This is a genomic window from Actinoplanes sp. TFC3 (assembly GCF_001553785.1).
In the GTDB taxonomy this organism is placed as follows: domain Bacteria; phylum Actinomycetota; class Actinomycetes; order Mycobacteriales; family Micromonosporaceae; genus Actinoplanes.
Genome location: NZ_LOJP01000001.1, coordinates 3,462,618 through 3,475,620 on the forward strand (window position 1 = coordinate 3,462,618; position 13,003 = coordinate 3,475,620).

Consider the following 13,003-nt stretch of genomic DNA (forward strand, 5'->3'; position numbering starts at 1 on the left):
GACCTGTCCCGCCGGCACGGCCCCGACCCCCGGCGCATCGGGGGCCGCGGCCTGCTGCTGGTCGCGGCCATGACCCGCGACTGGGGAACGCAGGCCCGCCCCGGCGGCAAGGTGGTCTGGGCCGATGTCCCCCTCAGCGACGAGGAACCCCGTCCCGCCGCGGTCGCGCAGCAAGCACCGGGCCGGACGGCGCCGCCGGCCCGGCGGCGGTAAATTCTGGGCGGACCGTTGTACGCATCGAGGACCATACGCGTTGAGGACCAGGGGAGAACCAGAGGCGATGGGTGGCCCGGGGGCTGAGGTGTTCGCCGACGGCGGGGATGCCGGCCGGGACTTGGCCGCTGTCGCGTGGGATGCGACGCCGTTGGGGCCTGCCGCGCAGTGGCCGCAGAGCTTGCGGACCGCGGCCGGCATCCTGCTGTCCTCGCGGTTCCCGATGTGGATGGCCTGGGGCCCGGAGCTGACTTTCTTCTGCAACGACGCGTACCGGCGCGACACCCTGGGCCGCAAGTATCCGTGGGCGCTGGGCCGCCCGGCCAATGAGGTGTGGGCCGAGATCTGGCCGGACATCGGCCCGCGCATCGCCACCGTGCTGTCCACCGGCCACGCCACCTGGGACGAGGCGCTGCTGCTGTTCGTCGAGCGGTCGGGCTACCCCGAGGAGAGCTACCACACCTTCTCCTACAGTCCGCTGCGCGACGACGACGGCGCGCTGGTCGGCATGCTCTGCGTGGTCAGTGAGGTCACCGAGGGCGTCATCGGCGAGCGGCGCATGACCACGCTGCGCGACCTCGGCTCGGATCCCAGCGCGATCCGCACCGAGCAGCAGATCCTGGCGTTCGCGGCCGCCCAGCTCGACCGTAACCGGCGTGACCTGCCGTTCACGCTGACATACCTGTTCGACGGCGGCACCGCCCGGCTCGCGGCTGCGACCGGCATCGCGGATGATCACCCGGCGGCCGCCGCCGCGTTGCCCCGCGACGGTGAGCAGGAGCTGCTCTGGCCGACCGCGGCTGCGGTCCGTGGCGAATCCGCGCTCGTCGCGCTGGACACCATCGCGGGCCTGCCCACCGGCGACTGGGATGAGCCGCCTGCGCAGGCCCTTCTGGTTCCACTTCTGCAGCAGGGCGGCACCCCGTATGGCTTCATGGTGGCCGCCCTCAACCGCTTCCGCGCCCTCGACGACTCCTACCGCGGGTTCATCGAACTGACCGCCGGTCATGTCGCCGCCGGGATAGCCAGCGCCCGCAGCTATGAAGCGCAACAGCGCCGCGCCGAGGAGCTCGCCGAGCTGGACCGGGCCAAGACCGCCTTCTTCTCCAACGTCAGCCACGAGTTGCGCACCCCGTTGACGCTGATCACCGGGCCGGTCGAGGATCTGCTGGCCCAGGACGAGAGCCCCGGTGCCCGCGACAACCTGCAGGTCATCCATCGCAACGCGCTGCGGCTGGGCAAGCTGGTGAACACGCTGCTCGATTTCTCGCGCATCGAGGCCGGGCGCATGCAGGCCCGCTTCGAGCCGGTCGACCTGTCCGCCGCCCCCGCCGAGCTGGCCGGCGTCTTCCGCTCCGCGGTGCAGCGGGCCGGGCTGACGTTCGACGTGTCGTGCCCGCCGCTGCCCCAGCCGGTCCACCTGGACCGCGGCATGTGGGAGAAGGTCATGCTCAACCTGCTCAGCAACGCGCTGAAGTTCACCTTCAGCGGCGGCGTGCGGGTGGGCGTGCAGCCCGGGGAAGGCGCGGCGGTGATCACGGTGGCCGACTCGGGCATCGGGGTGGCGCCGCAGGAGATGCCCCGGCTGTTCGAGCGCTTCCACCGCATCGAGAACACCCGGTCGCGTTCCAACGAGGGCAGCGGCATCGGTTTGGCGCTGGTCAAGGAGCTGGTCGAGCTGCACGGCGGCACGATCACCGCGGACAGCGCGGCCGGGCGGGGCACCACGTTCACGATCCGGTTGCCGTTCGGCGCCGCGCATCTGCCGGGCGACGCGCTGGCCGAGCCGGGCAGCGCCGCGGCGGTGTCGGCAACCGCGGAACCCTACGTGCAGGAGGCGCTGCGCTGGCTTCCCACCGGGTCGCAGGGTCCCGAACCGGAACAGGCATCCACCGGCACGAGCGTGCGTCTGCTGGTGGCAGATGACAACGCCGACATGCGTGACTACCTGACCCGGCTGTTGCGCTCGGCGGGCCATGACGTGCAGACGGTCGCCGATGGGCAGGCCGCGCTCGAAGCCGCCCGGGTGCAGAAGCCCGATCTGATCGTCAGCGATGTGATGATGCCGCGCCTGGACGGGTTGCAGCTGGTGGCTGCCGTGCGCGCTGACCCGCGTACCGCCGGCACCCCGGTCTTGTTGCTGTCCGCCCGCGCCGGGCAGGAGGAGTCCATCGAAGGCCTCGAAGCCGGCGCCGACGACTACCTGGTCAAGCCGTTCTCCTCGGCCGAGCTGCTGGCCCGGGTGCGAGCGAACGTGGAACTCGCCCGGCTGCGCAACCACCACGCCCGCTGGCGCACCGCGCTGGTCGACTCGCTGCAGGAGGCGTTCTTCGTCTGCGACGACGACGGCGCGGTCATCGAGATCAATTCCACGTTCACCGACATTCTGGGCTACGGGCCGCAGGAGCTGCCGTACGCGCCGGTGCACCCGTGGTGGCCGGACCCGGCAAGCGATCCGGCCGGTTACCGCGAGGTTGAGCAAGCGTTTGCGCTGCTGGTGGAGCGGTCGCGGGGTTCGTACACGATTCCGGTGACCCATCGTGACGGCCACCGGCTGTGGGTGGCCGCCGCGTTCAACCAGGTCGAGGAGCCGGACACCGGGCGGCGGGTGATCGTGGGGACGTTCCGTGACGTGACGGCCGAGCACTACGCCGTGCAACGCGAGAGTGCGCTGGCCGCGATCAGCGTGCGGCTGTCGGAGGCGGAGAGCTCGGGCGAGGCGTTGCGCGAGGTGCTGCCCACGCTGCGCGAGCTGTGGCAGGCCGATCACGTGTCCGCCACCGTGTTCAGCGACACTGGCGCCCCCGTTCTGACCAGCACCGGCACCCAGTTGCGGTGGTCGGACCTGAGCGAGGACCACCGTCGAACGCTGGCCACGGTACGCGACAAAGCGCTGCTGACGCCGGTAGCCGAGCAGACCGGCGGGGCCGGGATCGCCCTCGAACACCCCGGCGGCACCATGGTGTTGTGGGTGCAGCTCGCCGAGAACCGGCCGTTCACCGGGCAGGACCAGACGCTGCTGGCGCTGCTGGCCGGTCACCTCGGTCAGGGTCTGCACCGCATCCACCAGATCGACCAGCAGCGTGAGACCGCGCTGGCGTTGCAGCGGGCCATCCTCGGCCCGGCGCAACTGCCCGACGGCTTCGCGGTCCGCTACTCCCCGGCCACCCGCCCGCTCCAGGTCGGCGGCGACTGGTATGACACCGTGGCCCTGCCCGACGGGCGCATCGGCATCGTGGTCGGTGACTGTGTGGGCCACGGGCTGCAGGCCGCGACCGTGATGGGGCAACTGCGCAGTGCCTGCCGGGCGTTGCTGCTGCAGAACAACGACCCGGCGCAGACGCTGATGGCATTGGACAACTTCGCCGCCCAGCTACCCGGTGCGATGTGCGCAACGGTGTTCTGCGGGGTGCTGGACCCGGTGACCGGGGACCTGGCGTACTCCAGCGCCGGGCATCCCCCGGCGGTGGTGACCCGCGCCGATGGCACCGCTGACCTGCTGGATCAGGGCCGGTCGCGCCCGCTCGGGGTCCGGGCGCGCGGTGAGCGGCCCGAGGCCCGCTACACCGTGCCGAGCCGGGGATTGCTGCTGCTCTACACCGACGGGCTGGTCGAACGCCGCCGCCAGCCGCTGACCGCGGGCATCGACCGGGTGACCGCCGCGGTGCAGCGCGGGCTGGGCGCCGAGCTGGAGGACCTGGCCACCCAGGTGATGGACGGCATGGCCCCGGCCGGTGGGTACGACGACGATGTGGCCCTGCTGCTCTACCGCCAGCCTGGCCCGCTGGAGCTGGACTTCCCCGCCGAGGCCACCCGGCTCGCCCCGGTGCGCTCGGCGCTGCGCGGCTGGCTGGCCCGCGCCGGCGTGGATCCGATGACCGCGCAGAACGTGCTGGTGGCGGCCGGGGAGGCCTGCGCCAACGCGATCGAGCACGGCCATCGCCACGCCCAGGGTGGCATGGTCCGCCTGCGGGCCGCCGCGACCGCGACCGCCCTGCATCTGACGGTCACCGACAGCGGCCGGTGGAAAACCCCGGAACCGGCCGCCAACCCGCACCGCGGCCGTGGCCTGACCCTGATGCGAGCGTTGATGAGCGAAGTGACTGTCACGACCGGCGCGGCGGGAACCGTGGTCGGCCTGCAAGCGAGGATCCCCCGATGACCGCTGGGCTCACGTTCACCGCCAGCCGCCACCCGGACGGCTCGACAGTGCTGGGCGCCACCGGGGAGATCGACATGAGCAACGCCGGTGCGTTCGCCACCGCGCTGGCCCAGGCCCGCCGGGAGGCGGCGGACCAGGCGGTGGTCGTGGATCTCAGCGGGGTGGAATACCTCGACAGCGCCGGGCTGGCGGTGTTGTTCCCGCACGTCGATCACATCCGTCTGGTCGCCACCGAGCTGCTGGCCCCGCTGCTGACCGTGGCCGGTCTCGACGACCTGACCACTGTGGTGTGAGTTCCAGGCAGTCGTCGGGTGGCGCACCAGGTAGAAGGTTCACCGGTCGCCGCCTTCCTCGCTGCCCCGGTACGTGTACGCCGCCTCGTGCACCGCCTCGTCGCTTTCCAGCCCCGCCCCGAGCGCCCCGCCCACGGTGGCCAGCGAGCTGGTGAACCACGCCACCCGCAGGTAGTCCACGATCCCCACCGGATGGCCCAGCGACTCGGCCAGCAGCCGGGGGGCCACCAGCGCCCCGGCCAGGATCGCAGCCAGCACGAACAGCGCCGCGTACAGGGCGACCACCCCGATCAGCACGGTGATTACCGTCGCGGCGTTGAACAGCATGACCTGCCGGCGCTGGCGGCCGCGTTCCCACAGGTTGCCGCCCACCACCAGGGTCACCACGACGGCTACCACCGCGGCGACGGCGATGGTGCTGAGCCGGACCGCGCCGAACGCGTCGGACAGCCGCCAGATGTCCCCGGTGACCAGGGCGAACACCCCCGCCGCGACGGCCGCGGTCAGCGCCCGGGACAGGCTCACGGCCAGCCGCCACGGCCGGTTGGCGCGCACCATGCCGGTCAGCAGCCGCAGGTTGCCGGTCAGCACCCGCGCCGGGTAGAACAGCGCCGGTCCCTGTTCCTCCTCGTCGTCGGCGAGTTCGCGCAGCCGCTGGGCGGTCTTCGACCGGTTCGCCGGGTCCGGGTCGGTCTCGCCGACCAGCGTGTCGATCAACCCGGTGACGGTGTCCAGCGCGCGGCGGCGTACCCCCACCGCTCCCAGCGCCGGCACGGAGACCACGGCCACCGAGTGCACCGGGCTGGCGTGCGCGACCACCGACCGGCGCCCGACGCGTACCGGCAGGTCGGTAAGGCAGATCACCAGGTCCCAGTCGTGTTCGAGCAGTTGGTCGCGGGCGGCCGCCACCAGCTCGGCATCGCCGGCGGTGGACTGCACCAGGGCGTCCTCGATCACCGGCAGCCGCCAGGCCAGGGTGGGGTGGCGCTGCGGGAGCGCTTGTTGCAGATCGCTCACCAGGTCGCCGGTCAGGCGCTGGCTCGCGCCGGGGGCGGCGATCAGGCCGACCACCACCTCGGCCGTGGGCGCGCGATGCGTTTCAGCTGCTTGCATGGCGAGGCCCATACCCTGCGTGACGCCGAGGCATGCTTGTGATCAGTTGACGGCCAGTTCGCCCGAGCTGGGACCAGTCGGACTGCTCCACGCTCTGGCTGATGATCCTCGGGGTGGCCTGCAGGTGCTGCGGCACGTATCCGTTGGGGTCGTCGAGGCTGCGCGACCAGTCGAACCACAGGCAGCCGGGGTCGGCGCGGGTGGCCCGGGTGAAGTCCCCCGCGATCTCCGGCCATCGCTCGGCGGACTCCGGTTCGACCAGGAACTTCGCAGCCCGCGATGCCTCTTGGCGCAGCCTCACCCGGGAGATCCGCCGTCACCAGGCCCGCGTTCGAACAGCGACACGCCGGACCGGGTCCGCACGACTTCGCTGATCAGTTCGAGGGCCTGCGCTGCCGGCCGGCCGGGCAGCCGCCGCCCGTCGCGCATTCTCAAGGCGACCATCCCGGACTCCTGCTCGCGGGAACCGATGACCGCGACGTACGGAATCTTGCGCCGTGCCGCCTCCCGAACCCGCAGCCCCAGCGACCCTTCGAACGCGACCTCGGCCCGCAGCCCCGCCGCCACCGCGTCGGCCTGGAACCCTTTCGCCGCCGCCTCCTGCGCCTCGCCGACCGGCACGACCAGGATCTGCACCGGCGCGTACCACACCGGGAAAGCACCGCCGTGCACCTCGATCAGCGCCGCAAAAAGCCGTTCCATCGACCCGGCCAAGCTGCGGTGCACCATCACCGGGCGCGCCTTGGCCCCCGACGCGTCGAGGTAGGACAGATCGAACTGCTCGGGCATGTGAAAATCGACTTGAACGGTGGAGATGCTGGCCTCACGCCCGCTCGGATCGGCGACCTGAATGTCAATTTTCGGCCCGTAAAACGCTGCCTCGCCCGGCACCGCCGCATACGGCACACCAAGGTCATCGAGGGCCTGGCGCAGCACCTTCTCCGCCTGCGCCCACGCCGCATCCGACCCGGCGTATTTCTTCCCGTTACCGCATAACGACAACTGGTATGACGACACGCGCAGTCCGAGCGCTTCCTGCGCCCGCTTGATCAGCGCCAGCGCGTCCGCCACCTCGGCGCCCACCTGCTCCGGCGCGCAGAACACGTGCGCGTCGTTGAGCCAGATCGAACGCACCCGGTTCAACCCGCCGAGCACCCCCGAACGCTCGGCGCGGTACATGCCACCCAGTTCCGCCATCCGCACCGGCAATTCCCGGTACGAATGCTGGCGAGCCCGGAACATCAGCGCATGATGCGGGCACAAACTCGGGCGCAGAACAAGCTCGTCCGAGCCCACCCGCATCGGCGGGAACATGTCTTGGGCAAAGTTCGCCCAGTGCCCGGAGCGTTCGTACATCTGCCGTTTGCCGAGCACCGGCGAGTACACGTGCTGATAACCGGCGCGGCGCTCCAGCTCGTACAAAAAGGATTCGATCTCGTGCCGGGCGGCGGCACCGGCCGGCAGCCAGAACGGCAGCCCGGCGCCAATCATCGGATCGGAGTCGAAAAGGTCAAGCTCGCGGCCGAGCCTGCGGTGGTCGATGGACATGCGGTCTCCTCGGGTTTGCCTCCCGGCCGGACACCCGGATCCCGCATACACAACGGCCCCGGGCATCCCGCCCGGGGCCGTTGTCGTCTCTGATCAGCTCAGCTCGACCCAACGCCGGGACTTGCCGGCGCTGTGCTGCTCACGCTGATGTGCATGCCCCGACTGTAGCCACGGCGGCGCCGCACCCGCACCCTGTTTAAGGCGCGGCTCTGTCTCTCACCTGACGGTCGCCGGGCGCCCGCCGGTGGACCAGTTGGCCGAGCACCGGGCCGTGGCCCAGCTGCGCGACGACCTGTCCGGCGGGCGGTGGGCCGAGCGCAACCGCGACCTCGGCGCCCTCGACGCAACCGAACTCGGCCTGCGCCTGCTCACCGCCTGAGCCTGGTCACTCTTGTACCGCTGAGGGGGCGTTCGATGGGGGTACTACGCTGCTCGCATGGACGATCTGGGGCCGCGCCTGGCCGCGCTGACGTTCTCCGATCTCACCCAGGCCCAGGTGACCACCCTGGTCATCGACACCGTCGCCGCGTGGGGCGAGGGGCACGGCTGGCGGGTCTACCGGCGGGCGCCCAGCGTGCTGCGGCTACCGCCGCCGATGGACCAGCAGCACTCGGTGCTCGACGTGGCGCTGGCCCGCCCGGACGGGCCGCCCATCGTGGTCGAGGTCGACCACACCCACCGCCAGCGCACCATCGACAAGCTGCTGGCCGAGGCCGAGGAAGGGCGACTGCCTTTCTGGGTACGGTGGGGGCCCGGCAAGATCATCGAACCGCCGCCCCCGATCATCCTGCTCAGCCTGGCGGTGACCCGGTCGCAGGGCCGCTACTCACGTAGCCTGCTCGCCGCGCCCGAACACTCGGCCACGGCGGCGCTCACCGGCGAGATCACCGAGTTGCCGCTGGCCGCAGCACCCGAGCCGGGGCCGGATCGTTGAGCCCCTGGGAAAACCATTGCGGCTGTGCTGGACGAGCGAACCGGTGCACGCCGGTGATGTACACGGTGGAGGCGGGCATGGCCCTGCGCGCCTACACCTGGCGGCCGCCGTAGATCGCTATCAGCCCGTCGGCGAAGGTGTTGCGCCAGTTCAGGTAGTCGTGGTCGCCGGCATATTCCGCGTACGTCACCGGGTAGCCCTTCGCGCGCAGGGCGTCCCGGAACCGCCGGTTGACCGAGCGCTGATCCGGCGTGCCCTCGGTGAACACGGCGGTCTCCCGGTCCCCGACATCAAGATAGAAGCGCACATCCCGCCGCGGTCCCCGCAGCACCTCCCGAGTCAGCCACTCCGGCTCACTCTCGCCGCTGGCGGGCGCGTCTTCAGCGCGGGCGGGCCACCAGAAGCTGCCGGAGTGGCTGATCACCGCGCCGAACACGTGCGGCGCCCGCAGCGCCAGGCCGGCTGCGGCCAGGCCGCCGAAGGAGCAGCCGGCGATCGCGATGTCGTGGGCGTACGGGCTGATGCCGTGTTTTCTGCGGGCCCACGGCATGAGTTCTCGCTCGATGAACGCGCTCAGCCAACCGGAGGTGGGCGACAGATCGGCCGCGCGGGTGGCGTCGCCGCCGTCCACGAAGATGGCCACCAGCGGCGGGATGCGCCCCGCGGCGATGAGATTGTCGAGCGTGGTGGGCATGCGCATCATCGTGCGGCCCAGGTAGCCGTCGAGGATGACGATCGCAGGCAGACCTGCCGAGCGGTCCCCCGCCGGCCGGTAGACCGCCACCCGGCCGCCATCCAGCGTGGCCGGCTCGGTCGTGCCCTGCGGGACTCCCGGCTGCGGCAGCGACCACGATTCCGGTGCGGCGTGCGGCAAGGTGAGCAGCGACGCCCAGCCGTCGTGGTCGCTCGGATCGCTCGGATTGGCCGGGAAGTACACCTGCTCGGCGTTCAGCGGGTCGAGGTGCGTGTCGCCCTCCGGACCGTTCGTGCGCGGCGGGCGCCACGTGCCAGGAGCAAGATGGGAGAAGTAATAGACGGTACGAACATTGGCCGGCAATCGCACCGTCACGTGCCACACATCGGTGCCCGGCTCGCGCTGCAGCACATGCCGCTCGGCCCATCCCACCTCGGTGAACTCGGCCTCGCCGCGCCACACGAAGGTGACCTCGACCAACCCGCGCACGTCCACCGGCGACACCAGCGGCGCACCTTTGCGCGACGCTTGTTCCCACAGATCCACCACCGTCACGCTGCTCAGGTTCTCACGGATTCACCGCCGCGGATGACCCTTGAGGTGACGTCCGAGCGCCCGCGAGATCTCCCGGTCAGCGTCCCGCTTGGCCAGCGCCTGGCGTTTGTCGTACTCCTTCTTGCCCTTGGCCAGCGCCAGCTCGACCTTGGCCCACCCGTCGTGAAAATAGAGCGACAACGGCACCAGGGCCACGCCACTCTCCCGCAACTTGTCCAAGATCCGGTCGATTTCGATCCGGTGCAACAACAATTTCCGGGTACGGCGGGGAGCATGATTGGTCCACGACCCGAACCCGTACTCGGCGATGTGCAGGTTGTAGAGCAACAATTCGCCCTCATGCTCCCCGGCGAAGGCGTCGACCAGCGAGGCATACCCGGCCCGCAAGGACTTCACCTCGGTCCCGGCCAGCACCAGCCCAGCCTCGTACGTCCGCAGCACCTCGTAGTCGTGCCGGGCCTTCTTGTTGGACGCAATCACCTTGCGCCCGGTCTCCCTGGGCGTGGCCGCCCCCTCACCTAGAAACGTGCGAACCTGATCAGTCAACCCGCAACTCCAAGCCGCAGCCACCGAATTCCCGAAATTCAGAGCCAATGGTCGATGGCCGCTTCAAGGTTGCTGCCGGTGCCGTCCTGCCAGGCCACGTACCCGTCGGGACGCAGCAGCATCGCCACCGGGGCCGCCGGGTTGACGACGGTCTCCACGCGACCGCTTTTGATCGTGTCGTCAGGAGCGATCAGGACAGGTCGGGCGGTTCGGGTGACCTCGGTGAGTCCCGCGAAGTCCGGGGCCGAACGGCCCACCAGCGCCCCGGTCGCCGGTCCCATGTCGTAGCGGACGTCGGAGCCGGCCAGCAGCCCGGCCACCTGCTCACGGACCAGCGGCAGCCACTCGCCGACCAGGGTGCGCAGCGCGGTCACCTCGGCACCCGGGCGGATCAGGGCGGCCTGCGCCTGCGTGTGCATGGTGACGCGTTCAGCAACCGGGCGGCGCTCCGACTCGTACGTGTCGAGCAATCCCTCTCTTGCCTGGCCACGCACCTGCGCCGCCAGCTTCCAGCCCAGGTTGACCGCGTCCTGCAGCCCGAGGTTGAGTCCCGGCCCACCGATCGCCGAATGCACATGCGCTGCGTCCCCGAGCAGCAGGACGCGGCCGTCGCGGTACCGTTCGGCCAGTCGCGTGTTGCCCCCAGCCAGCCGCCGCATCAGGTGCGGACCGTCCCCCGCCGGCGGTCCCATCGGCACGTCGGCGCCGAGCACCCGGTGCACGCTGGCCCGCAGCTCGGCGAGCGATGCTGCACCCTCCGCCGGCTGTCCCCACTCCATCGTGGTGAGCGCGGGCTGTCCGTTCATGATTGCCCAGACGATCAATCCGCGCTCGGTGCGCGTGTGCTGGAACGGCGGCACGGTCCCGTACCCGGGCACCACCAGCCCGCCGTTCGCGTCAACCATCGATGCCGGAATGCTGACCTGCCCGCTACGCGAAACGGTGTCGTCGGTGGTGATTCCCGGAAATTCGATGCCGGCGAGCTTGCGGACCGTACTGCGCCCGCCATCCGCGCCGACAACAAAGGACGCCGCCGTTGCGGGCTGATCCTTGAGTTCGAGGGTGACGGACTTCTCGTCTTGGTGCAGGCCTGTTACTTCGCTGCCGTGAACAATGGTGACACCGAGTTCCTTTGCGCGTCCGGTCAGCATTTTCTGAAGGTCGCGCTGCGGGACCATCAGGGTGTAGAGGTCGTTGTTTTCAAGGCCGCTGAGGTCGAGAGGGAACGCGCCGAAGACGAAGCGCTCGGCCGGTTCGGGGGCAATTGTGGCGCGAGTGAGGCGTTCGTAGAGGCCACGGCGGTGGAGAACTTCGACGACTTGCCCTACTAAACCGTTGGCGCGCTGCTCGGTGGTGGGGGCGGTGAGTCGTTCGAGGACGGTGGGGCGAATGCCGGCCAGGGCCAGTTCGCAGGCGAGCATGAGGCCATTGGGACCGCCACCTACGATCACTACGTCCACCATGGGAATTCCTTTCAGGAAGGTGTGCTGGGAATGTGGGCCGGTTTGGCCCCGTTGATTCGAGCGCTATCAAAGGCGAGCCATGCCAACTGCCGGATTCGACGGAAAGTGGCATTGCTCGATGAAAGTTTTTCGACGAGAAAAATGCTCAACTGAGACGCTTGTACACGCTTCGAAGAGGTTGTCCGCAACGCAACCCCCTCGGCATCCTAGGAACCTAGGCTCTAGGTGAGGGCAGGTGGTCCCGCGGAAAGTCGCGCAGAAAAGAAGGCTGAGGTGCCAGCGGAGGCGGGGTGAAGGGTGCCGGTGGAGAACGGTGCCGCTGAACGGAAGCGGCGTCAGCTTTCCGGAAGGAGCCAGGCGGTTCAGAACCAGCGTGGCGATCAGCCGAATCGGAGCAAGCCCGAAAAAACCCGAGAGCAAACCGGAGCGATCGCGCCCGAAGCAGGCCCAAGCACCACGCCCTGATCAAGACTGAGAACGAGAACGACAACAGCGCGACGTCTAATGCGGTTCCGGCAAGCCCGCGGCGATCCGGGCGAGCGCCTCGGGTAAGAGCTGCTCCATTTCGGATCCCGATTCTGTGCGAAGGTAGTGGGTGGTGGCGGCTCTGGTTGCGGTGAGGACGGTGGCTGCTACCAGGTGGGGGTAGAAGTCATTTTCGATGCTGGTGCCGGTGCGGGCGGCGACGGCGGCGGCTAGGTCTTCCTCGGCGATGACGGTGGTTCTCAGGAGTTCGGCTTGCAGGGCTGGTTCGGCGAGCATCACTCTCAAGCCGGCGGCCCATTGGACCGGGTCGGGAATGGGGTTCGCTACCACTTCGGGGCCCGGCTGGTATTGCGTGAGAGTTGCTTGGGTCAGGGCCGTCCAGAGCGGCTCTTCGGGCGGCCGGCGGCGGAGTTCGTCGGCTATGTGGCGCAGACGGTCGAGCTGGCGGGAGACGATTGCCTCGGCTTTGCTGCCGAAATAGTTGTTGAAGGTACGAGGGGACACGCCCGCCGCGGCTGCGATGTCCTCGACCTTGACGTTGTCCAGTCCGCGTTCGACGGTGAGCTGGATCGCCGCCCAGCTGAGCGCCGTCCGGGTTGCCGCCTTCTTGCTTTCCCGTAGCCCCACACCCACCAGCATAGCCAATTGTGCGCGTCACGCAAAGATGCGGGGCACGCAATTTTCTCGGTATCTCGGTGCGGGTCCGAACCGGGTGGGAGCTGTATCCGTACCCCTGCATGGCATTTGCCCGGAAGCCGACCTGGAGGCACCGCCATGCAGGGATCCCCCGCGCCCGTCCCGGACTGGCCCGAAACCGACGCCCCGCTCCCGGAGGATGAACCCACAGCCGAACTCCCCCTGATCGAAGCCCGCGACAAACCGGACCCCACCTCCTGCAACGGCCCGACCCTTGCCCGCGCAGCCCTCGACCTGGCCCTGTCGAACCACAAGCCACCCCGCTCCCCCGGTACGACCAAAGCCCCGCAACCCTCCGCC

The 13,003-nt window shown here is 69.8% G+C and carries 12 protein-coding genes and 1 pseudogene; 6 read left to right on the plus strand and 7 right to left on the minus strand.

Annotated features, from left to right (window positions below; translation table 11 throughout):
* The 3 genes from TFC3_RS38010 to TFC3_RS15600 all read left to right on the plus strand — a co-directional run.
* Window positions 1-213 (plus strand): ATP-binding protein (locus tag TFC3_RS38010; protein ID WP_161952599.1); only part of this gene is annotated, 213 nt, incomplete at its 5' end.
* Between the two features lie 67 nt (window positions 214-280).
* Complete coding sequence (locus TFC3_RS15595) at window positions 281-4,375, plus strand: SpoIIE family protein phosphatase (protein WP_067500342.1); 4,095 nt, start codon at window positions 281-283, stop codon at window positions 4,373-4,375.
* Window positions 4,372-4,668 (plus strand): STAS domain-containing protein, encoded by a 297-nt coding sequence (locus TFC3_RS15600; RefSeq protein WP_067500344.1) that lies wholly within the window; start codon window positions 4,372-4,374, stop codon window positions 4,666-4,668. The genes TFC3_RS15595 and TFC3_RS15600 overlap by 4 nt, the downstream gene beginning before the upstream one ends.
* A gap of 39 nt (window positions 4,669-4,707) precedes the next feature.
* Here the strand turns inward: TFC3_RS15600 and TFC3_RS15605 are convergent, their stop codons facing one another.
* From TFC3_RS15605 to thrS, 3 genes are read right to left on the minus strand one after another with little or no spacing between them, the layout of a single operon-like run.
* Window positions 4,708-5,781 carry a hypothetical protein gene (locus TFC3_RS15605; RefSeq protein WP_082772454.1) on the minus strand — a complete coding sequence of 358 codons (1,074 nt, stop codon included), beginning with the start codon at window positions 5,779-5,781 and terminating at the stop codon, window positions 4,708-4,710.
* Window positions 5,768-6,082: a putative quinol monooxygenase gene (locus TFC3_RS15610; protein ID WP_067500348.1), complete on the minus strand. Its 315-nt coding sequence runs from the start codon at window positions 6,080-6,082 to the stop codon at window positions 5,768-5,770. The genes TFC3_RS15605 and TFC3_RS15610 overlap by 14 nt, the downstream gene beginning before the upstream one ends.
* Complete coding sequence (thrS, locus tag TFC3_RS15615; RefSeq protein ID WP_067500350.1) at window positions 6,079-7,329, minus strand: threonine--tRNA ligase; 1,251 nt, start codon at window positions 7,327-7,329, stop codon at window positions 6,079-6,081. Before thrS ends, TFC3_RS15610 begins: the two co-directional genes overlap by 4 nt.
* A 256-nt stretch (window positions 7,330-7,585) precedes the next feature.
* On the opposite strand from thrS, the pseudogene TFC3_RS37090 reads away from it, so the two are divergent.
* Window positions 7,586-7,708, plus strand: a pseudogene (locus TFC3_RS37090) (MerR family transcriptional regulator); the annotation flags it as partial.
* A 57-nt stretch (window positions 7,709-7,765) separates the two neighbouring features.
* Window positions 7,766-8,263, plus strand: coding sequence for a hypothetical protein (locus TFC3_RS15620; protein WP_067500352.1), 498 nt, complete (start codon window positions 7,766-7,768; stop codon window positions 8,261-8,263).
* Window positions 8,264-8,354: 91 nt separating this feature from the next.
* On the opposite strand, the gene TFC3_RS15625 is transcribed toward TFC3_RS15620, so the two are convergent.
* The 4 genes from TFC3_RS15625 to TFC3_RS15640 all read right to left on the minus strand — a co-directional run bounded on the left by TFC3_RS15625 (window position 8,355) and on the right by TFC3_RS15640 (window position 12,634).
* Window positions 8,355-9,512, minus strand: coding sequence for an alpha/beta hydrolase-fold protein (locus TFC3_RS15625; protein WP_082772079.1), 1,158 nt, complete (start codon window positions 9,510-9,512; stop codon window positions 8,355-8,357).
* A gap of 21 nt (window positions 9,513-9,533) precedes the next feature.
* On the minus strand, window positions 9,534-10,058 hold the full coding sequence (smpB, locus tag TFC3_RS15630) for an SsrA-binding protein SmpB (RefSeq protein WP_067500356.1): 525 nt from the start codon (window positions 10,056-10,058) through the stop codon (window positions 9,534-9,536).
* A 38-nt stretch (window positions 10,059-10,096) separates the two neighbouring features.
* A complete protein-coding gene (locus TFC3_RS15635) occupies window positions 10,097-11,521 on the minus strand; it encodes an FAD-dependent monooxygenase (RefSeq protein ID WP_067500358.1) in 1,425 nt (474 codons plus the stop codon).
* A gap of 501 nt (window positions 11,522-12,022) precedes the next feature.
* Window positions 12,023-12,634 (minus strand): TetR family transcriptional regulator, encoded by a 612-nt coding sequence (locus TFC3_RS15640; RefSeq protein ID WP_082772456.1) that lies wholly within the window; start codon window positions 12,632-12,634, stop codon window positions 12,023-12,025.
* A gap of 147 nt (window positions 12,635-12,781) precedes the next feature.
* Here TFC3_RS15640 and TFC3_RS39335 point away from each other — a divergent pair.
* A partial coding sequence (locus TFC3_RS39335) for a hypothetical protein (protein WP_236718143.1) occupies window positions 12,782-13,003 on the plus strand: 222 nt, incomplete at its 3' end.